At 62.1% G+C, this 18,251-nt stretch carries 15 protein-coding genes; 11 read left to right on the forward strand and 4 right to left on the reverse strand.

The annotated features are described in order from the left end of the window. The first annotated feature begins 107 nt into the window (after positions 1 to 107). From DLM86_RS06380 to DLM86_RS06395, 4 genes are read left to right on the forward strand one after another with little or no spacing between them, the layout of a single operon-like run. Positions 108 to 1,061 (forward strand): ABC transporter permease, encoded by a 954-nt coding sequence (locus DLM86_RS06380; protein ID WP_110839119.1) that lies wholly within the window; start codon positions 108 to 110, stop codon positions 1,059 to 1,061. Beyond that, positions 1,051 to 2,001, forward strand: a complete 951-nt coding sequence (locus DLM86_RS06385; protein ID WP_110839120.1) for an iron chelate uptake ABC transporter family permease subunit — start codon at positions 1,051 to 1,053, stop codon at positions 1,999 to 2,001. Before DLM86_RS06380 ends, DLM86_RS06385 begins: the two co-directional genes overlap by 11 nt. Next, entirely contained in the window at positions 1,995 to 2,753 is a 759-nt protein-coding gene (locus DLM86_RS06390; protein ID WP_110839121.1) for an iron ABC transporter ATP-binding protein, read from the forward strand. The genes DLM86_RS06385 and DLM86_RS06390 overlap by 7 nt, the downstream gene beginning before the upstream one ends. A 19-nt stretch (positions 2,754 to 2,772) precedes the next feature. Then, positions 2,773 to 3,756, forward strand: a complete 984-nt coding sequence (locus tag DLM86_RS06395; RefSeq protein WP_110839122.1) for a siderophore ABC transporter substrate-binding protein — start codon at positions 2,773 to 2,775, stop codon at positions 3,754 to 3,756. Between the two features lie 65 nt (positions 3,757 to 3,821). On the opposite strand, the gene DLM86_RS06400 is transcribed toward DLM86_RS06395, so the two are convergent. Next, positions 3,822 to 4,175, reverse strand: coding sequence for a VOC family protein (locus DLM86_RS06400; RefSeq protein ID WP_158289356.1), 354 nt, complete (start codon positions 4,173 to 4,175; stop codon positions 3,822 to 3,824). A gap of 230 nt (positions 4,176 to 4,405) precedes the next feature. On the opposite strand from DLM86_RS06400, the gene DLM86_RS06405 reads away from it, so the two are divergent. The 3 genes from DLM86_RS06405 to DLM86_RS06415 all read left to right on the forward strand — a co-directional run bounded on the left by DLM86_RS06405 (position 4,406) and on the right by DLM86_RS06415 (position 9,341). Further along, the gene (locus DLM86_RS06405) at positions 4,406 to 6,859 is read left to right on the forward strand and encodes a hypothetical protein (protein ID WP_110839124.1); all 2,454 of its coding nucleotides are present in this window, start codon (positions 4,406 to 4,408) and stop codon (positions 6,857 to 6,859) included. Between the two features lie 96 nt (positions 6,860 to 6,955). Beyond that, complete coding sequence (locus DLM86_RS06410) at positions 6,956 to 7,681, forward strand: ABC transporter ATP-binding protein (protein ID WP_110839125.1); 726 nt, start codon at positions 6,956 to 6,958, stop codon at positions 7,679 to 7,681. After that, positions 7,674 to 9,341: a putative ABC transporter permease subunit gene (locus DLM86_RS06415; protein ID WP_110839126.1), complete on the forward strand. Its 1,668-nt coding sequence runs from the start codon at positions 7,674 to 7,676 to the stop codon at positions 9,339 to 9,341. The genes DLM86_RS06410 and DLM86_RS06415 overlap by 8 nt, the downstream gene beginning before the upstream one ends. 120 nt (positions 9,342 to 9,461) lie before the next feature. Here the strand turns inward: DLM86_RS06415 and DLM86_RS06420 are convergent, their stop codons facing one another. After that, positions 9,462 to 10,640, reverse strand: coding sequence for a MalY/PatB family protein (locus DLM86_RS06420; protein WP_110839127.1), 1,179 nt, complete (start codon positions 10,638 to 10,640; stop codon positions 9,462 to 9,464). Positions 10,641 to 10,858: 218 nt separating this feature from the next. Between DLM86_RS06420 and DLM86_RS06425 the strand changes: the two genes are divergently transcribed. From DLM86_RS06425 to DLM86_RS06435, 3 genes are all read left to right on the forward strand, one after another. After that, a complete protein-coding gene (locus tag DLM86_RS06425; protein WP_110839128.1) occupies positions 10,859 to 13,435 on the forward strand; it encodes a PAS domain S-box protein in 2,577 nt (858 codons plus the stop codon). A 119-nt stretch (positions 13,436 to 13,554) separates the two neighbouring features. Further along, positions 13,555 to 14,301: a type I methionyl aminopeptidase gene (gene map, locus DLM86_RS06430; protein WP_110839129.1), complete on the forward strand. Its 747-nt coding sequence runs from the start codon at positions 13,555 to 13,557 to the stop codon at positions 14,299 to 14,301. A gap of 58 nt (positions 14,302 to 14,359) precedes the next feature. Continuing rightward, positions 14,360 to 14,908 (forward strand): SGNH/GDSL hydrolase family protein, encoded by a 549-nt coding sequence (locus DLM86_RS06435; RefSeq protein WP_110839130.1) that lies wholly within the window; start codon positions 14,360 to 14,362, stop codon positions 14,906 to 14,908. Positions 14,909 to 14,965: 57 nt separating this feature from the next. Here DLM86_RS06435 and DLM86_RS06440 read toward each other — a convergent pair whose 3' ends face one another. Next, positions 14,966 to 15,766, reverse strand: coding sequence for a sugar phosphate isomerase/epimerase family protein (locus DLM86_RS06440; RefSeq protein WP_110839131.1), 801 nt, complete (start codon positions 15,764 to 15,766; stop codon positions 14,966 to 14,968). Between the two features lie 178 nt (positions 15,767 to 15,944). Here DLM86_RS06440 and DLM86_RS06445 point away from each other — a divergent pair, with 178 nt between their 5' ends. Then, the gene (locus tag DLM86_RS06445) at positions 15,945 to 16,727 is read left to right on the forward strand and encodes a hypothetical protein (RefSeq protein ID WP_110839132.1); all 783 of its coding nucleotides are present in this window, start codon (positions 15,945 to 15,947) and stop codon (positions 16,725 to 16,727) included. Between the two features lie 78 nt (positions 16,728 to 16,805). Here DLM86_RS06445 and DLM86_RS06450 read toward each other — a convergent pair whose 3' ends face one another. Continuing rightward, positions 16,806 to 18,062 carry a hypothetical protein gene (locus DLM86_RS06450; RefSeq protein WP_110839133.1) on the reverse strand — a complete coding sequence of 419 codons (1,257 nt, stop codon included), beginning with the start codon at positions 18,060 to 18,062 and terminating at the stop codon, positions 16,806 to 16,808. Between the last annotated feature and the right edge of the window lie 189 nt (positions 18,063 to 18,251).

The following is an 18,251-nucleotide window of genomic DNA, read 5'->3' on the forward strand; positions in this document are numbered from 1 at the left end:
CATAAAACGGCATCGGTTCGATCGGGGCGGCTGCGCTCTCTTTTTTTGAACTCCATTGAGAATGATTCTCTATGAAAAACAAACGTTTGAGGGAGCCGGGGGTCGTCATGAAAATCCGTTATTTGGCGGCGGCTCTGCTCGTCCTGGCCGTCGCCTCGCTTTTCGTCGGGGTGAAGAACCTGTCGCCCTTCGACCTGTTCCGCTTGACCGACGAGCAAGCCCATATTTTGCGGGTGAGCCGGCTGCCCCGCATGATCAGCATCGTCATCGCGGGCGTTAGCATGAGCATCGCCGGGCTGATCATGCAGCAGCTGACGCGCAACAAATTCGTGTCGCCGACGACGGCGGGCACGATGGATTCCGCGAGACTCGGCATCCTCGTCGCGATGCTCGTCTTCGGGACGGCGACGCCGCTGCAAAAGATGGCGGTCGCGTTTATATTCGCGCTGGCCGGCACGCTCGCGTTCATGAAGCTGCTGGACAAGGTCAAATTCAAGGACACGATCTTCATCCCGCTGGTCGGCCTCATGTTCGGCAACGTGATCGGATCGATTACGACGTTTTTCGCTTACAAGCACGATCTGATCCAGAACATGTCGTCTTGGCTGCAGGGCAACTTCTCGATGGTGATGAAGGGCCGGTACGAGCTGCTGTACGTCAGCGTCCCGCTCGTCGTCGTGTCGTACCTGTACGCGAACCGGTTTACGATTGCGGGGATGGGGGAGGAGTTTTCCGTCAACCTCGGCCTCAAGTACAAGCAGGTCGTCCATATCGGCCTCGCGATCGTGGCGATGGTGTCCGCATCCAACATTTTGACCGTCGGCGTCATCCCGTTCCTCGGGCTCGTCGTGCCGAACATCGTGACGATGTACAAGGGCGACCACTTGAAGGAAAACCTGCCGCATACCGCCTTGCTCGGAGCGGTGTTCGTGCTCGCCTGCGACATATTGGGACGCGTCGTCATTTTCCCGTACGAGATCCCGATCGGGTTGACGGTAGGCATAATCGGCAGCGGCATCTTTCTTTATTTGCTGGTGAGGAGACGAAGACATGAATCCTAAAGCGAAAATCGGCCTGCTGGCCGCGGTCGCGGTATGCCTCGTCCTCGTCTTCCTGCTGATCCAATCCGGCGGCGACTGGGGGTATGTGCTTCGCCGCCGCGGACTGAAGCTGCTGGCCATCGTGCTGACAGGCGCCGCGATCGCGTTCTCGACGATGGTGTTCCAGACCGTAACGAACAACCGCATTTTGACGCCGAGCATTATCGGGCTCGATTCGCTGTACATGTTCGTTCAGACGTTCGTCGTCTTCGCGTTCGGCTCGGGCAGCTTGACGATGACGAATCGCAACCTGAATTTCGTCCTGTCCATCGTCGCGATGATCGGCTTCGCCATGCTGCTGTACCGGTTTCTGTTCAAGCGGGAAGGGCGGAACATATACTTCCTGCTCCTGGTCGGCATCGTCATGGGGTCGCTGTTCGGCAGCATGTCGACATTCATGGAGGTGCTCATCGATCCGAACGAGTTCATGATCGTGCAGGATAAAATGTTCGCCAGCTTCAACCGGATGAACACCGACGTCCTAGTGCTGTCCGTCTTGGCGTTCGCCGCCGTCGCCGCATACGCGTGGCGGTTTCTGAAGCTGCTCGACGTGCTCGCGATGGGGCGGGAGCATGCGCTCAACCTGGGGATCCGCTACGAATATGTCGTGAAGCGGCTGCTCATCCTCGTGGCGATTCTCGTCTCGATCTCGACGGCGCTCGTCGGACCGATTACGTTTCTCGGGCTGCTGGTCGCGAACCTCGCCCACCAGTTCATGAGGACGTATCGCCACGGCTATTTGATCGCCGGCTCGATTTTCATCAGCATCATCGCGCTGGTCGGCGGCCAGCTCGTCGTGGAGCGGGTGTTCACGTTCTCGACCACGATCAGCGTCATCGTCAACTTTGTCGGGGGAGTTTACTTCCTGTATCTTCTGTTGAAGGAGAGTAAATCGTGGTAGAGGTACGCAACGTTTCCAAAGCATACGGCGGCAAGGCGGTCGTCGACAACGTATCGGTGAATATCGCCGAAGGCTGCATCACGTCCTTCATCGGACCGAACGGCGCCGGCAAAAGCACGCTGCTCTCCATGATGAGCAGACTCGTCCCGAAGGACAGCGGGGACATCCTCATCGGCGGCCAAGACATCGGCCGGTGGAAAAGCAACGAGCTGGCGAAGGAAATCTCGATCCTGAAGCAGTCGAACGATATCAACATCCGGCTGACGGTGCAGGACTTGGTCGGCTTCGGACGGTTTCCGTACTCGCAGGGCAGGCTCACGGCCGAAGACCGCCGGTACATAGACGAGGCGATCGACTATATGGATCTCGGCGCCATGCGCGGCAGCTACTTGGACCAGCTGAGCGGCGGCCAGCGCCAACGGGCGTTCATCGCCATGGTCATCGCGCAAAACACGAAGACGATTTTGCTCGACGAGCCGCTCAACAATTTGGATATGAAGCACTCCGTTCAAATCATGCAGGTGCTGCGAAAAATGGTCGACGAGCTCGGCAAGACGATCGTGCTCGTGCTGCACGACATCAACTTCGCTTCTTGCTACTCCGACCGCATCGTCGCCTTGAAGAACGGGAAGGTGGTCAAGGACGGCCCGACCGGGGACATCATTTCGACGCCCGTCCTTCGCGACATTTACGATATGGACATTCCGATCGAGACGATCGGCGGCAACAGCATTTGCCTTTATTTCAAATAATTCGATGAGGTGATTCGCGATGAAATGGGGAAAAGCAGGGGTATTGGCAGCGTTGGTAGGGTTGATGACGGTAACGGCCGCGTGCGGAGGCGCGGACGGCAGGACGAGCGGCTCGGCGGCTCCCGCCGGCACGACGCCTTCCGGGCAAGCGGCGGCGCCGCAGCAGGAGGAGCTGACGATCAAGCACAAGCTGGGCGAGACGAAGGTGAAGAAGCATCCGCAGAAGGTCGTCGTGTTCGATTACGGGGTGCTCGATTCGCTCGACAAGCTCGGCATTGAGGTGACGGGCGTTCCGCAGGCGAACTTGCCGCCGTATCTCGCCAGGTACAAAGATTCGAAATATAAAAACGTCGGCAGCTTGACCGAGCCCGACTTCGAGAAGGTGAACGCGCTCAAGCCGGACCTGATCGTCATTTCCGGGCGTCAGCAAACCGCTTACGAGGAATTGAAGAAAATCGCTCCGACGATCTTTTTGGGCGTCGACACGACGAGGTACATGGCGTCGTACACCGAGAACGCGCAGACGATCGGACGCATTTTCGGCAAGGAAACGGCAGTGGAAGCGGAGCTGAAAACGGTCGACGACACGATCAAGAAGCTGAGCGACAAAGTGAAGGCGAGCGGCAAAAACGCCTTGATCCTGCTGGCCAACGAAGGCAATATTAGCGCATACGGCGCCGGCTCCCGCTTCGGCATCATCCACGACGTATTCGGCTTCAAGCCGGTCGACGACAAAATCGAAGTATCGACCCACGGCCAGCCCGTCTCGTTCGAATACGTCGTCGAGAAAAATCCGGACTACTTGTTCGTCGTCGACCGCGGCGCGGCCGTAGGCGGGGAATCGTCCGCGAAGAAGACGGTCGAGAACGAGCTCGTCAAGAAGACGAAGGCGTACCAGAACGGCACGATCGTCTATCTCGATCCGAACTACTGGTACTTGTCCGGCGGCGGGTTGATCTCCGTCGCGGAAATGGTCAAGGAAGTGGAGAAAAGCGTGAAGTAACGGAAGGAGAAGGCCGTCATCCGATCATGCGTCGGTGACGGCCTTCTTGGCGTCTCGGGCTTGCGTCACATTTGGATGATGGTCAGCATATTGCCGTCCGCGTCGAAAAAATCGAAGCGCACCGGCTCGCCCGCACGGAGCTCGGTCATCCTGACGCCCTTCTCTTCCAGCCGCTTGCGCGCCGCCTCGATATCTTTGACGGCGAAGTTGAGCGGGCAATAGTTCGTGTTGGGCACGTAATCCTTCGTTTCCACGAGGTGGAAGCCTACGTTCGGCCCGACCTTGAGTCCCGCGAACCGGGCGTTTTTCCAGCGGACCTCGTAGCCGAATACGTCGGTATACCAGGCCAAAGCGTTCTCCAAATTGGATACGGGCAAAAACACCGCATCGATCCGTTCGACGAACGGCTGCGTCGTCATGGTCGATCGTCTCCTCTCGTAATGGGGCTGCATAACGGCTTTCCCGATACAAGTAACGGCGCGAATCGGAGAAAGCATACACCGGCCGATACGCAAGGTTACGCTTCGGCTCCGGAGAGCCGCGACAAACGTCGACGCCGATCGTTCCCGGGTCCCATGCCGGCCGGTCCGTCTTATGGTAATTTTAGGAGGAAGGAAGACCAATCCGGGAATGAAACGGGGGATCCGTAATGGGGACGGAAAGAGCGTCGGCCGGACGGGAGAGGGAGAGAGGATCGCCCGAGCGGCTCGGCGGACGGACGGGGGACGCCCGCGATCGCCGGTACGGAGCGGCGGCGGGAATCGCCTACGGCGCGAGCGTGTTTCCGGGCCGGTCCGGCGTCGGGCTCGTGCAGCTGCACCGGACGATCGGCAACCGCGCGGTCGGCGCCATGCTGGAGCGAAGCCGGCAAAGTGCCGTGCGGCCGGAGAAGCCGGCGTCCGGCGGGGACGATCCCGGCGTCATCCGGCGCATGATCGATTCGGACGTCCCGTCGACGACGGATTGGGAGGCGCTGGAGAAGTACGTCTACCGGACGCTGGTCAACCCGCGCAAGATGACGTTCGAGCAGTCGGTCGTCGAGCACATCGAGACGAGGGCGGCCCAGCATGCGCAAGTGTCGACCGCTTGGGAGCAGGTCAAGACCGGCTTGAACAGCAAGTCGGATATCGGGGACGTCGTCTCCAAGCTGGCGGACATCCGGACGCGCATCAATACCGTGAAGTCGACGGAGCCGGATCATCCGAACAAGCGAGGCATCGACGCGTCGCAGGAGCTGTACGAGACGATTCCGCAGAGCGAGACGAGCAAAACGGTCGCGGCGACGATCCGGCAGGCGCTGCTGAACGATTTTACGGCCAACGTACAGTATAAAATCATCCGGCCCAAATCCGGTCCGCCCAAAATGGTGCCCGAGCGGTACGCCGGGGGCCCCATCGCCGGGAAATGGAGCGAGTCGTTCATGATGGGCGTGCTCGTCCTGCCGAACGGCGACATCCATGTCAGCCACAGCGGCTTTATGGGACAGACGCAAAATCAGGCGTTCCGGCAAATCGTCCAAACGAACGGCGGAATCCCGGTTACGCACGATACGGACACGGATCACGACGATTTGACCCGAACGTTCGCCGCCATTTTGCAGCGGGAAATGCCGAAGCACGCCCACCACCAAATCGTGCAGGACAACGGCCGGGACAAGGTGCAGCACGATCATCCGACGTCCGGCGCGAAGCTCGAATCGGGCAATCCGGTCGGAACGTGCGCCGCTCCTCAGGCCGTCCACCCGTTCAACGATCCGGGCTTGTCCGACTTCCCGCCCGAGCTGACCGGCGCGACGGCGATGGGCATGACCGAGGTGCTGGTCCGATACGAGACGAAAATCAACGTGAGAATGATCAAAGGACCGGACAAAAAATATAGGGGCAACGTCAAGCCGGTTCACGTGCTCGATGCGAACGACGTTTCCCAATCGTACAGCGGCAATCAGGACGTCGTCTCGTGCTTGACGTGCCAGTTCCAACTGCGCGAGACGCTGAAGCGGATCGTCGACCGGCGGCGCAACGTGTTGAACAAGGAGACGATCGAGACGCTCGAGAAGGCGTCCGGCCGGTACGGTTTGCTGGAAACGGCCGAGCGGCTGATCGCGGATGTCGAGAACGGGGGCAAGCGCGACGCGATGGTGAACGCGATCGGTCCCGGCGTCGGCAAGGACGACCCGGGCGATACCGGCGCGGAGGCGGCGGAGCTGCGAAGCGCGGCCGATGCGTACAAGAAGGCGATCGAAGGTTTGGCGAAGCAGCAGACGACGCAGCCGGAGCATATCGAATGGGATCGCGGGTCCGAACCGGACCGGGCGGACACCGATTTCAAGGAGCTGACCGGCAAGGAGAAAGACGTGCGCCGGGAGCAAGCCAAGATCGCGCTCGGGAGGCGCAAGCTGGTCGGCAGGCAGATCGACGGCGGCAAGTATGCGGACGCGATGGAGTCGAATCGCAACCGAATCGAAGAGGCGTCCGCGAAGGCCCGATCGAAGAAGGACGCTCCTCCCGAGCCGACGGACGCGGTAGCCGAAGCGGAGCGGGCGCGGCAGGCGCTTACGGAGCTTCGCGAGCAGCGCATCCTCGGCATCGGGGATGGCGACCTTTTGACCGGCCAAATCAAGGAGGAGCTCAAGCGGTTCGACGAAGCGGAGCGGAAGCTGGCCGGGCTGGCTCGCGAGGAGATGGCGGAGGCGGAACGGCTGAACGCGGAGCTGGCCGGGACGGCGAAGCGGCTGCGGCAGCTCGCGGGGCGTGTGCCGAACCGGCACGAGGCGTTCGCCGCGCTCAAGGAAGCGCGGGCGCTTCAGGCTGCCGGCGAGGCGAGGGAGGCGAGCAGGGCGCGAGATGCCGCGAGCGGCACGACGGCCTTGGAGGCGCATCGCGCGGAGGCCATGATGCGGCGCGGAGCCGAGATCGACGCCGACCAAGCGAGGCAGAAGCGCGAGCGGAAGGCGCTCGAGGAGGCGGAACGGCTGGAATCGCTCGCCGGCGACATCGCCCGCGTGTACGACATGTCGCTCGGCGCCGCGATCGTCTATCTCGCCTCGCGGCTGCAGGCGGTTTCCGACGACAGTCCGAATCCGATGGAGGATGCTTATTTGTAGGTCGAAGCGCGTTGCGGCAACCGGCACCGAAAATATGGTATAATCGTGGAAAAAGGTGCCGGCGTTTTCGCACCTAATCGGATAAGGAGCATACGGATGATCGAATTGACGGATGTGACGAAAAGCTACAACCCGACGGTAAAAGCCGTCGACGACTTGACCTTGACCGTTCGCGGAGGCGAAATATTCGGCTTTCTCGGGCCGAACGGGGCGGGCAAGACGACCACGATCAAGATGATGACCGGCATCGCCAAGCCCGACAAAGGGACGATCCGCATCAACGGGCGGGATATCGCCTCGTCGCCGCTCGAGGCAAAGAAGCAGTTCGGCTACGTCCCGGACAGCCCGGACTTGTTCCTGCGGTTGAAAGGTCTCGAATATTTGAATTTCATGGCCGACATGTACGACGTGCCGAAGGAGACGAGGAAGGAGCGGATCGACGGGCTCGCCCGCCGGTTCGACATGTCGGGCGCGCTGTCGGACCCGATCCAAAGCTATTCGCACGGGATGCGGCAAAAAATCGTCATTATGGGCGTGCTCATCCACGACCCGCACGTATGGATACTGGACGAGCCGCTCACCGGTCTCGATCCGAAATCCTCGTATACGCTCAAGGAAATGATGCGGGAGCATGCGGACGCCGGGAAGACGGTCTTTTTCTCGACGCACGTCCTCGAGGTGGCGGAGAAGCTGTGCGATCGCGTGGCGATCATCAACAAAGGCGTGGTGCTGTTCTGCGGGACGTTCAAGGAAATGCAGGAGCGGTTCCAGTCCGACATGTCGCTCGAGAAACTGTTCCTGGAGCTGACGGACGATGAATAAAACGTTATCGCTTACCCGGGTTTTGCTGAGAAACGGGGGAGGACGCTTCGCCAAATCGGGCAAAAAAGCCGGCAAGCTGCGAGGCGCCTTGCCCGTCCTGCTGCTCTTGGCCTTCGTTCCGCTCATGTTTACGCTCGCCTCGTTCGTCTCGGTGCTGTACGACGCCTTGGCGCCGATCGGGCAGGAAGGCGTCGTCCTGGCGCTCGGTCTTTCCGCCGTCAGCACGGTCGTGTTCATGTTCGGCATTTTTTACGTCATCACCGTCTTTTATATGACGCAGGACGTGGAGCATTTGCTGCCGCTGCCGCTGAAGCCGGTTCACATTTTGACGGCGAAGTTTTTGACGGTGCTGCTGTACGAATATTTGACCCAGCTCGTCCTGCTGCTGCCGCTCTTGATCGTATTCGGCGTGAAGGACGGCGGCGGACCGCTCTACTACGCGTATGCGGTCTTCATCTTCATCGCGCTGCCCGTCTTGCCGCTCGTGCTGGCGTCGGTCGTCGCCATGGCGATCATGAGCTTTTCCGGCGTCGCCCGCAACAAAGACCGGTTCCGGATGCTCGGCGGCGTTGCGGCGGTCTTGTTCTCCGTCGGGTTCAATCTGGTCATCCAGCGGTCGGTCAACGGTACGATGAGTCCGGAAAAGCTGCAGCAAATGATGCTCGGCGGCGACAATTCGCTCATCGGCTTCGCCACAAGGGCGTTCCCGAACGTTCGGCTGGCGGCCAACGCGCTGCTGAAGGAGACGGAGCTGTCGGGCCTCGTCGGACTCGCCCTGTTCGTCGGGCTGTCGGCGGCCGTCTACCTGGTGTTTATGGCGCTCGGACAAACGTTTTATTTCAAAGGCGTCATGGGCTTGTCGGAATCGTCGTCGCGCCGCGTCGCGCTGAGCGGAACGCAGCTCGACCGGCTGACGTCGCAGCAGTCGGCGCTGAAGGCGCTCGTGACGAAGGAGCTGCGCCTCCTGATGCGGACGCCTCCGTTTTTTCTCAACTGCGTGCTCATGTCGTTCATTTGGCCGGTGCTGCTGCTCGTCCCCGTGCTGACGCAGCCGAACGTCCGCGAGACGCTCGGCATGGCGCGTAGCCTCGTACAGAGCGAGCCGGGCGCCTCGCTCGTCGTCGCGGCCGGCACCGCGCTGTTGCTGTTCGTCTCCGGGGCGAACGCGACGGCGTCGACGTCCGTCTCCCGCGAAGGGAGCGGCTTCTTCGTCTCGAAGTTTTTGCCGGTGCCGTACGGCCGCATCATCGCCGCCAAAGTATTGACCGGCTGGATCGTGACGGGGGCCGGCGCGGCGCTTCTGCTCGTCGTGGCGTCCGTCTTGCTCCGGCTGCCGCCGGCGTTCGCGCTTCTGCTCGTCGCGGCGGGAGCGGTCGCTTCGCTGTATACGTGCCTGACCGGCATTTTGATCGACATTTGGATGCCCAAGCTGCATTGGGATAACGAACAGAAGGCGGTCAAGCAAAACATGAACGGCTTGTTCAACATGCTGGTCGCCCTGCTGACGGCCGCGCTGCTGTTCTTCGCGGTTTTCCGGCTCGGCCTCGGCACGGCCGGCTCGGCCGCTCTCGTCATCGGGGCGCTCGCCGTCGCGAACGCCGCGCTGTACCGGCTGATCCGGGCGAAAGGACCGGGATGGTACGACAAGATCGAAGCTTGAGCGGGCGAGGAAGCCGCCGGAACAGTCCGGCGGGTATCGGCTCGATCGCTCCCCATGCAAAAAGAGCTCCCGTCAACGGAGCTCTTTTTCGTTACAAGCGGTTGAACGCCGCGCCGAACCTTATCGGGCGTTCGCCGCCCGGCAAAACGATTCCAGCGCTTCCTCCACGATCGAGCGCGGACACGCCAGATTGATGCGGAGCCAGCCTTCCCCTTCCGTGCCGAAGACGGACCCTTCGTTGAACGCCACCTTCGCCTTGCGGAACATGAGCTCCTTCAAGCCGTTCACGTCGAGCCCGAGCCCGCGGCAGTCGACCCAAAGCAAGTACGTGCCTTCGGGGCGGAGCGGCTTCACCTCCGGCAAGTGCTCGGCCAAATACGCGATCGCATACTCGATATTGCCTTCGACGTAACGAAGCATCTCGTCCAGCCACGGCGCGCCGTGGCGGTAAGCCGCTTCCACCGCGTCCTGCGCGAAATGCTGGGCCATGTGCAAACTGAGCATCTGGATGCGCTGCTGAAGCTTGCGCCGCATCGACGCATTCGAGACGACGGTAAACGACGTGTGCAGCCCGGGCAAATTGAACGTTTTGGTCGCGGCCAGACACGTAATCGTCATGTCCGCGAGCTCCGGGGACAGCGAAGCGAACGGCACGTGCTTGCGGCCGAGTCCCGGCAGCACGAGATCGCAATGAATTTCGTCGGAAACGACGGTAACGCCGTACCGCAAGCAAAGCTCGCCGAGCCGCAGCAGCTCTTCCCGCTCCCAAACCCGGCCGCCCGGATTGTGCGGGCTGCACAGCAGCATCAGCTTCGCTCCGCCTTGGAACAGCCGCTCCAGCCCGTCGTAGTCCATCTCGAACCGGCCGTCGCGCAGAAGGAGCGTATTTTTCGCGACTTTCCGCCCGTTGCTGCGAATGACTTCGTAGAACGGATAGTAGACCGGCGACTGGAGGACGACTTCGCCTCCCGGCTCGCTGAACAGCTCGACGGCGAGGCTGAGCGAAGTGACGACGCTCGGCACGTCGGTGATCCACTGCGTATCGATCGCCCAATCATGCCGGTCGCGGAACCAGTCTGCAATCGCCTCGAAGTAGCCGTCTTCGCGTATGGCGTAGCCGTACATGCCCAAGGCGGCCCGTTTCTCGAGCGCTTCCCGCACCGCCGGCGGACTCAAGAAGTCCATGTCGGCCACCCATAGCGGCAGCACGTTCTCGTCGCCGAACAGCTTCCCGCCTTGGTCCCACTTGTAAGAACGCGTATGACGCCGGTCGATGCGCCGGTCGAAATCGTAAGTCATGGCAGCTGCCTCCCCGTAATTGTCCATTATTCGTCTATAGTAAGGGATACGGAATCCGTTGTAAACTGTCGGGGCGAAGGCGCTCCCGTGCGACCGCCGACGCGAAGGCGGCCGCTCCCCAAACTTTTTCCCCCTCGATCGTCGACCGACGGAGGAAAACGGTCTCCGCGTCGCGAAATGGTGTTATCGATAGCAGACCGTGATGGAGGAGTCGGCGCATGAGCATCGTGGAGAAACTTCGGAACGAGGCGTTATTTCGAGAGGCGTTTTGGCAGTCCCCGATCGGTGTGGCAATCATGGATGCGGACGGGAGGCTCGTTCAGTCGAACCCGGCGGCGAGCTCGCTGCTCGGTTACCGGGACCGGCTGCCGGAAGGCCCGTTCTGCCGCCTCGTACATCCGGACGACCGGGCCGAAGCGGACGCGCGTTACCGGGCGACCGCCGGAGGGAAATGCGACGGAGACCGGTTCGAGGCACGGTGCGTCCATCGGGACGGCCGGGCGGTATGGATGCAAATCGACTGCTCCCTCGTTCGGGACGAGTCGGGTACGCCGTCGTTCGTCGTCGTGCAAATGCAGGATATTTCGGACCGAAAGTCGGCCGACATGCAGCTTCAGCTGAACAAGCTGTGGTACCAGTCGTTGTTCGACCATCATCCCGACCTGATATACGCCATGGATTTGGAAGGCTATTATACCGCGGTCAACCGCGCGTTCGAGAAGGCGATCGGTTATACGGCGGAGCAGGTGGCGGCCCGCGGGATGCACTTTCGCGAGCTGACCGCCCCCGAAATGCTGGAAAGGACCGCCCGGCATTTCCGCGAGGCGGCGAACGGGCTGCCGCAGCGGTACGAGTCGGTCGCGGTGGATCGTTACGGGAATCGGATCGTCTTCGACGTATTGAACATCCCGATCGTCGTGGAAGGGAAAGTCGTCGGCGTCCACGGCATCGCGAAAGACGTCTCCATGGAAAAGGAGCTTTGGGACCGGCTGGAGCGCAGCCAGCGCATGTACCGGATCATCTCGGACCATTCCCAGGACATCATCTCGTACTGCGATCCGGACGGTACGCTGCTGTTCGTTTCTCCCGCATACGAGAACATCCTCGGCTACGAGCCCGGGGAAGTGATCGGCCTGCCGGCGACGTTCAATTGGCACCCCGACGATGTCGCGGCGTTGAGGGCGAACGGGGTGCTGCGCCATTCCGATGCGGAAACGTTCGTAAGCCGCGTCCGGCACAAGGACGGCCGAGACGTCTGGATCGAGACGACCGCCACGATCATCCGCGGCAAGGACGGCGGCGTCGAGAGCATCATGGGGGTCGGACGCGACATCAGCGAGCGGAAGCGGGCGGAGGAAGAGCTGCGGCGGACGAAGGAAAGGCTCGAATCGTTCGTGAGGAACAACGCCGACGCGATATGGGTCATCGACGCCGAAGGAATTGTCCTTGATACGAACGAGGCGTTCGCGACGTTATTTCAATGGAAGACGCAAGAGATCGTCGGAAAGCCGCTGCCGATCGTTCCGCCCTACTTGAAGCCGTACATCGATTCGCTACATGAGAAGGCGATGGGGGGGACGTCGGTCAGCGGCCTGGAGACGGTGCGGCTGCGCAAGGACGGATCGACGGTCGAAGTAAGCATGACGCTTTCGCCGCTGCGCGACAGCGCGGGAGCCGTCGTCGGACTGACCGGCATATGCCGCGATATCAGCGAGCGGAAGCGGGCGGAGAATGAACTGAAGGCGGCGATTGAGCGGATGCAATCGTTCATCTCGCATAACGTCGATCCGATCATGATTTTCGACGCCGGCGGCAAGCTCGTGCAAGTGAACGAATCGTTCGAGCGGCTGTTCGGGTGGTCTTCCGGAGAAATCGCGGGGCTCGGCCCGCGCGACTTCGCTTTCGTGCCGGACGATCGCGAGGCCGAATCCGACCAAACGGCCGAACTGCTCCGGACCGGCAAGCCGATATCCGGCTTCGAGACGTATCGGATGTGCAAGGACGGCTCGAGCGTCAGCGTTTCGGTTACCGCTTTTCCGCTGCGCGACGGAGAGGGCCGCATATCCGGCTGCTGCGTGACACTGCGCGATACGACGGAGCGGAAGCAGGCGGAGGAGCTCCTGATCAACTCCGAAAAGCAGTCGATCGCCGGACAGCTGGCGGCCGGCATCGCTCACGAAATCCGCAATCCGATAACGGCGATCAAAGGATTTATTCAGCTGATGAACTCCGGCTTCCCGGGAAAACGGGAATATTTCGACATCATCGCTTCGGAAATCGGCAGAATCGAGCTGATTTTGAACGAGCTGCTCGTCTTGGCCAAGCCGCAGACGGTGAAGTACGAACGGCGGGACGTCGGGAAGCTGCTCACGCAAGTGATCGCCCTGCTCGAATCGCAGGCGATCATGAAAGACGTTCAGCTCGCCGCCGATTTCGAATGCGGCGACGTCTTCGTATGGTGCGATGAAAACCAGCTGAAGCAAGTCTGCATCAACTTTATTCAAAATGCGATCGAGGCGATGCCGGACGGCGGGGAGGTCGTCGTCCGTCTCGCCCGCGCGGGCGAGGGGCGGATCGCCGTCGCCGTCGTCGACCGGGGATGCGGCATCCCGGCGCATTTGCTGAGCAAGCTGGGCCAGCCGTTTTATACGACGAAGGAAAAAGGAACCGGCCTCGGGTTTATGGTGAGCAAGCGGATCATCGAAAGCCACGCCGGCGATTTGACGGTCGAAAGCCGGGAAGGGGCCGGAACGACGGTCCGGTTCACGCTGCCGATCGCGGACGAGATGCCTTGAAACGGGCGGATGTCATTTGTAATCGGGCACGGAACTTATTATAATGAACAGTAAGCCAAGGAAGCCGGAATGTGCGACGCACTTTCTGGCTTTCCGTTTTCGGGAGGTGCGAAGGACGGATGATCATACTGAAGACGAAGGAGGAAATCGCCTCCATGAAGCGCGCGGGCGAGCTTCTCGCCGCCTGCCATAGGGAAATTGCGAAGATGATCCGTCCGGGCATCGCGACGAACGAGATCGACCGGTTCGTGGAGACGTTTCTTCGCGATCACGGGGCGGTTCCCGAGCAGAAAGGATACCGCGGCTATCCGTACGCGACGTGCGCCTCGGTGAACGACGTCATCTGCCACGGCTTTCCGAGCGACAAGCCGCTTCGGGACGGGGATATCGTCGCGATCGACATGGTCGTCAACCTGGACGGCTGGCTCGCCGACTCCGCTTGGTCGTACGCCGTCGGCAGCGTGTCGCCGCAAGCGGCGAAGCTGCTCGACGTCACGAAGGAAGCGTTGTATCGGGGAATCGCGAAAGCCGTCGTCGGCAACCGGATCGGCGACATTTCGCATGCGATCCAGTCGTACGCGGAGGGGGAAGGCTTTTCGGTCGTCCGCGATTTCGTCGGCCACGCGATCGGACAGTCGATGCACGAGGAGCCGCAGGTGCCGCATTACGGGCCGCCGGGCCGGGGCGTCCGGCTGAAGGAAGGGATGGTCATCACGATCGAGCCGATGATCAATACCGGCACGTACCGCTGCAAGCTGGACGACGACGGCTGGACCGCGAGAACGGCGGACGGCGGCCTGTCCGCGCAATACGAGCATACGATCGCGATTACGGCGGACGGACCGCTTATTTTGACGGAACAGTGACGGCGGCGGCAATGGCACACGGGAGACGAAGAAACGGATGAAGGATGGGAACACGCGCATGAAAAAAGTATTGCTGCTGGGCGATTCGATCCGGATGGGCTATGAGCCGCTCGTCCGAAAACGGCTGGAGGGGGAGGCGGAGGTCGTCGCCCCGGCGGAGAACGGCCGGTTCGCCAAGCATACGCTTTGGGGCGTCAACCTGTGGATCAAGGAGCTGGGCACGCCGGACATCGTCCATTGGAACAACGGTCTGTGGGATTTGCACCACGAGCCGCCGATGGTGGAGGCGCTGACGTCGCTCGACGAATACGTCCATACGATCGCCCGCACGCTGAACGAGCTGAAGCGGACGGGAGCGTCCGTCATTTTCGCAACGACGACGCCGGTGCCGTACGACGCTCCGGGCCGCAGCAACGCGGAGATCGATCTGTACAACGCGGCGGCGGTCGAGCTGATGAGCCGTCACGGCGTCGAGGTGAACGACCTGAACGCCGTCGTGAAGCAAGATTTGGACGGCAACATTTGCGAGGATCGGCTCCATCTGACGGAGCTCGGCAACGAGCGCTGCGCGGAGCGCGTCGTCGCCGCCATACGCCGGTATTTGTAACGAACGAATGAACGAACGACCAGCCGCGGGGCTGGTCGTTCGCGCGTCTGCGGCTCTCTACAGTTCCGCGAACGATTGCTCGAACCGCCGGTTCATCCAGAGCCGGACGCTCCACAGGTCCGCGATCGGCTGACGCGTATGCGGCAGCGTCGGCATATAGCCGGGAGGCCCGAACTCCGGCGTGAACGTGAACAGCGGGGCGCCTTCCGCACGGCGGCGGCGGGCGATTTCCGTCCACCAGCCGAGATGCGCCTGCAGCTCCTCGGCGTATTCCGGAGCGCTCGGGTCGGACACTTGCGGCCCTTCCCGGTGGCCGACGCGGCCGTGAATATGGATCGTGCGAGACATCGCCACGTCGAGATGCTCGGCTTGATCCTCGAGCAAGTTTTCGCAGACGCAGCACCAATGGCTGAAGTCGGCGGCGATGCGCAGCTCGGGAAATTCCCGCAGCAGCCCGGCCGTCGTCCACGGCGCGTACATCGCCCGTCCCCGGTGCGTCTCGTGCGCGACGGGGACGCCGAGCTCCCGCTCGATCGCAAGCGCCTGCTCGAAAAACCGCCGGTTTTCGTCCGGACTCAAGCCGTGCCGAAAGCTTTGCGAGACGATAAGCCGCGGCCCGAATTCGGCGGCGCGCTTCGCCTTCTCGCGGAAGTCGGCGATCGGATCGGCGGCGGCCGTCTGAATTTGCGCGATGAAGTCGAAGCGGTATTCGGCGAGGAGCGAGCGGAGCTGCGCCTCCTCGCCCCCGCTCGGGGCGAGCGCCTCGAAGCCCCGGTAGCCGGCTTCGGCCGCCTTGGCGAACAGAACCGGCAGCGGCTCGGTCATGCCCCATCCGGCGATATACGTCCGCAATTCCATCCCTATCCCAACCTTTCCCGATACAATCGGCCGCCCTCCGCCCGCTTCCCGGAGAAGGCGGCTTTTTCCAAGTATACCAAGCCGCGTTCGGCCTGTCAGTACGGATTTTGGCCTCATGGGCCAAACTTTCGTCGGGTGCCGTTCGTCTAATAGGCATGGGAACGGAGGAGGGAGCGGAATGGCACGATCGATGCGCATTTGGCGCTTGGCGGCGACGGGAGCGGCGGCCTTGCAGCTCGTCATGACGGCCGCGGCATGCGGCGGACCGGAGGGGCCGGGCGAACGTCCCGCGATCGGCGACGTCGCAGCGGCGCCTACCGCCGGACCGTCGGCTCCCGGTGCGTCCGGAGGGGCCGGGAGCGAGCCGGCGAAGCCGGACGGCACACTTGCCGATCCGGTCGTCGTCGGGGAAGGCGACGCCGATCTGAACGGGGACGGCGTCGCGGAGCGAATCCGGATCTGGTGGACGGAGGGGCGGGAAATGGACGAGTCGTCCCCCGGGCCTTTTGCGGGAGCGTACCGCAGCGGCAAGTTCGAGGCGGCGGCATACGAAAGCGGCGGACGCGAGCTCGCCCGCTTCGCGTTGAACGAAGCGTTCGGCGGCGGGGAGATGAGCTTCCGGAAGGCGGAGCCGTTCCCGCTTCGCTTCGACGACTACAACGGGGACGGCGCGCCCGACTTCGCGATCGGCCAACGGGGCGGAACCAACGGGAGCGTCTACGCGCTATTGACGGCCTCTTCCGACGGCTTCCGCGTTCTGGCCGCCGACATCTACTCCGCCGACTCGCGGGAATCGATCCGGTACCGCAAGGCCGGCGAACGGGCGTTCGTCAATACGTACTACGATCAGCAGAAGGGCGCCTATATGGACGTCGTCCGCCGTTGGCGGGACGGGACGTTTGTCGCGGAGGAGCCCGCGGAGGCGAAGGAAGCGCGCCCGGCCGGCTTGGAGGACGGGTAGGCGCGGTGTGCGAAGGCGTGCAGGCCGGCGAAAGGAAAGACCGTAACTCCCGGAGTTACGGTCTTTTGATCGTGCCGCTTAATAGTCGTATACGACGTTCCGGCGAATCGTGAAGTAGTAGTCGGTGCCGTTCAGCCGGACGCTTCCCGCATGGGTCAGGTCGACGTTTACGTACGTGTAGTACGAATTCCATGCCGTCCCGGGAACGAACGTGACGCTCGAGCCGAATTGCGAGGCGTTCCAATAAATCGATTCGGGCGTAAACTGCATTTTCTCCGAGTAGAAGCTGATCGGACCGTAGTTCGACGACGTCCAGCTTACGTTCCACGGCAGCCGGACGGGGAAATGCCGCCATTCGCCCGACGTCGTTCCGATCGAGCTGTTGTAGGGCGCCCAGCCGACGATATCGTCCTTCTGGTGGTACGGGAGCTGATGGTACGTCTCCAGCTTCGTGCCCGCGGCGCCGTTGAACGTGTCGAGACGCACCTGGTCCTTGACGTAAAACAGATCGTAATTGGGGGCGCTGTCGTACGAGTAGTTCCGGTACAAGCTCCAATCGCTGCGCAGCGTGGCGATATGGATGCTGCCGCCGCCGGCGAGCGGGGCGTACAAGTAATTCGTATCGGTGCCGTTCAGCACGTTGGCGTCGGCGGGAAGCGGAATCGGATCGGGATCCTCGCAGCAGGGCGGCGGATCGATGTCGTCGCGCGGGCGCATGGAAGCGATAGGCGGCCGCTCCGGCGCGTTCCAATCCGCATCGGCGCGCACGACGGCGTCGATCAGCGCGTCCGACGCCGGCTTGGCCGCGTCTCCCGTCTTCGCGTCGGCCATCGTCACTTTGCCGAAGAAGACGCGGTCCGGCGCCCCGTTCCCTTTGCGGATGCCGAACAGCTGCCAGTCGTCCTCCGGCTGTCCTTTCGTCTCCTTCTTCTCTCCGTCGTCTTCCGGCCGGAGCGTCAAGCCGAGACTGCGCTCGATATCGGCTACGTTCAGCTTATCCGAGAACAAGTAGACGGGCTTGCCCTGCTCGTACCAGTCTTTGACGCGGTCTTCGAGCGCGCCGTGGCGGTCCAGCTCCTTCGCGGCGACGGCGATCGCCTCGGGCTCGCCGTTCGGCTTGCCGTTCGCGACGGCCGCCGCGTCCCGGAACTGGGGAGCGCCGTCGGACAAAGCGGCCGCCGACGAGAAGCGGGCCACTTCTTTTTTGGCGTCTCCTCCGACGATCCATAGCCGCGACGGGGATGCGGACCCGGTGTCCGCGGACGGGGCCGCGAACGCGGTTTGCGGAATCGCCAGCGCGAGACCGCATAGGATGAAAATCGACTTTTTGTTCATGATTACCTCCGGTATTGGGGATGATTGAATGCTTTCATAAGGATACAATACGGAGCGAAAAGCGGAAGTCGGCTAAAGCACCAATAACGGAATGACCGGGTAACGGATCGTCTGGGAAGGATTGCGCACCCGGCGCCCGGCTTCGCGTAGTCCGATCCGCACGGTTCGGAGCGACAAGGGGAGGGCCGG

The sequence above is a fragment of the Paenibacillus flagellatus genome, assembly GCF_003217775.1.
Lineage (GTDB): Bacteria > Bacillota > Bacilli > Paenibacillales > NBRC-103111 > Paenibacillus_AB > Paenibacillus_AB flagellatus.

Excerpts from the sequence above, each read along its gene's own strand:
- DLM86_RS06380 (WP_110839119.1), top strand. The coding sequence starts at position 108 with ATGAAAATCCGTTATTTGGCGGCGGCTCTGCTCGTCCTGGCCGTCGCC.
- DLM86_RS06385 (WP_110839120.1), top strand. The coding sequence starts at position 1,051 with ATGAATCCTAAAGCGAAAATCGGCCTGCTGGCCGCGGTCGCGGTATGC.
- DLM86_RS06395 (WP_110839122.1), top strand. The coding sequence starts at position 2,773 with ATGAAATGGGGAAAAGCAGGGGTATTGGCAGCGTTGGTAGGGTTGATG.
- DLM86_RS06400 (WP_158289356.1), bottom strand. The coding sequence starts at position 4,175 with ATGACGACGCAGCCGTTCGTCGAACGGATCGATGCGGTGTTTTTGCCC.
- DLM86_RS06405 (WP_110839124.1), top strand. The coding sequence starts at position 4,406 with ATGGGGACGGAAAGAGCGTCGGCCGGACGGGAGAGGGAGAGAGGATCG.
- DLM86_RS06410 (WP_110839125.1), top strand. The coding sequence starts at position 6,956 with ATGATCGAATTGACGGATGTGACGAAAAGCTACAACCCGACGGTAAAA.
- DLM86_RS06415 (WP_110839126.1), top strand. The coding sequence starts at position 7,674 with ATGAATAAAACGTTATCGCTTACCCGGGTTTTGCTGAGAAACGGGGGA.
- DLM86_RS06420 (WP_110839127.1), bottom strand. The coding sequence starts at position 10,640 with ATGACTTACGATTTCGACCGGCGCATCGACCGGCGTCATACGCGTTCT.
- DLM86_RS06425 (WP_110839128.1), top strand. The coding sequence starts at position 10,859 with ATGAGCATCGTGGAGAAACTTCGGAACGAGGCGTTATTTCGAGAGGCG.
- map (WP_110839129.1), top strand. The coding sequence starts at position 13,555 with ATGATCATACTGAAGACGAAGGAGGAAATCGCCTCCATGAAGCGCGCG.
- DLM86_RS06435 (WP_110839130.1), top strand. The coding sequence starts at position 14,360 with ATGAAAAAAGTATTGCTGCTGGGCGATTCGATCCGGATGGGCTATGAG.
- DLM86_RS06440 (WP_110839131.1), bottom strand. The coding sequence starts at position 15,766 with ATGGAATTGCGGACGTATATCGCCGGATGGGGCATGACCGAGCCGCTG.
- DLM86_RS06445 (WP_110839132.1), top strand. The coding sequence starts at position 15,945 with ATGGCACGATCGATGCGCATTTGGCGCTTGGCGGCGACGGGAGCGGCG.
- DLM86_RS06450 (WP_110839133.1), bottom strand. The coding sequence starts at position 18,062 with ATGAACAAAAAGTCGATTTTCATCCTATGCGGTCTCGCGCTGGCGATT.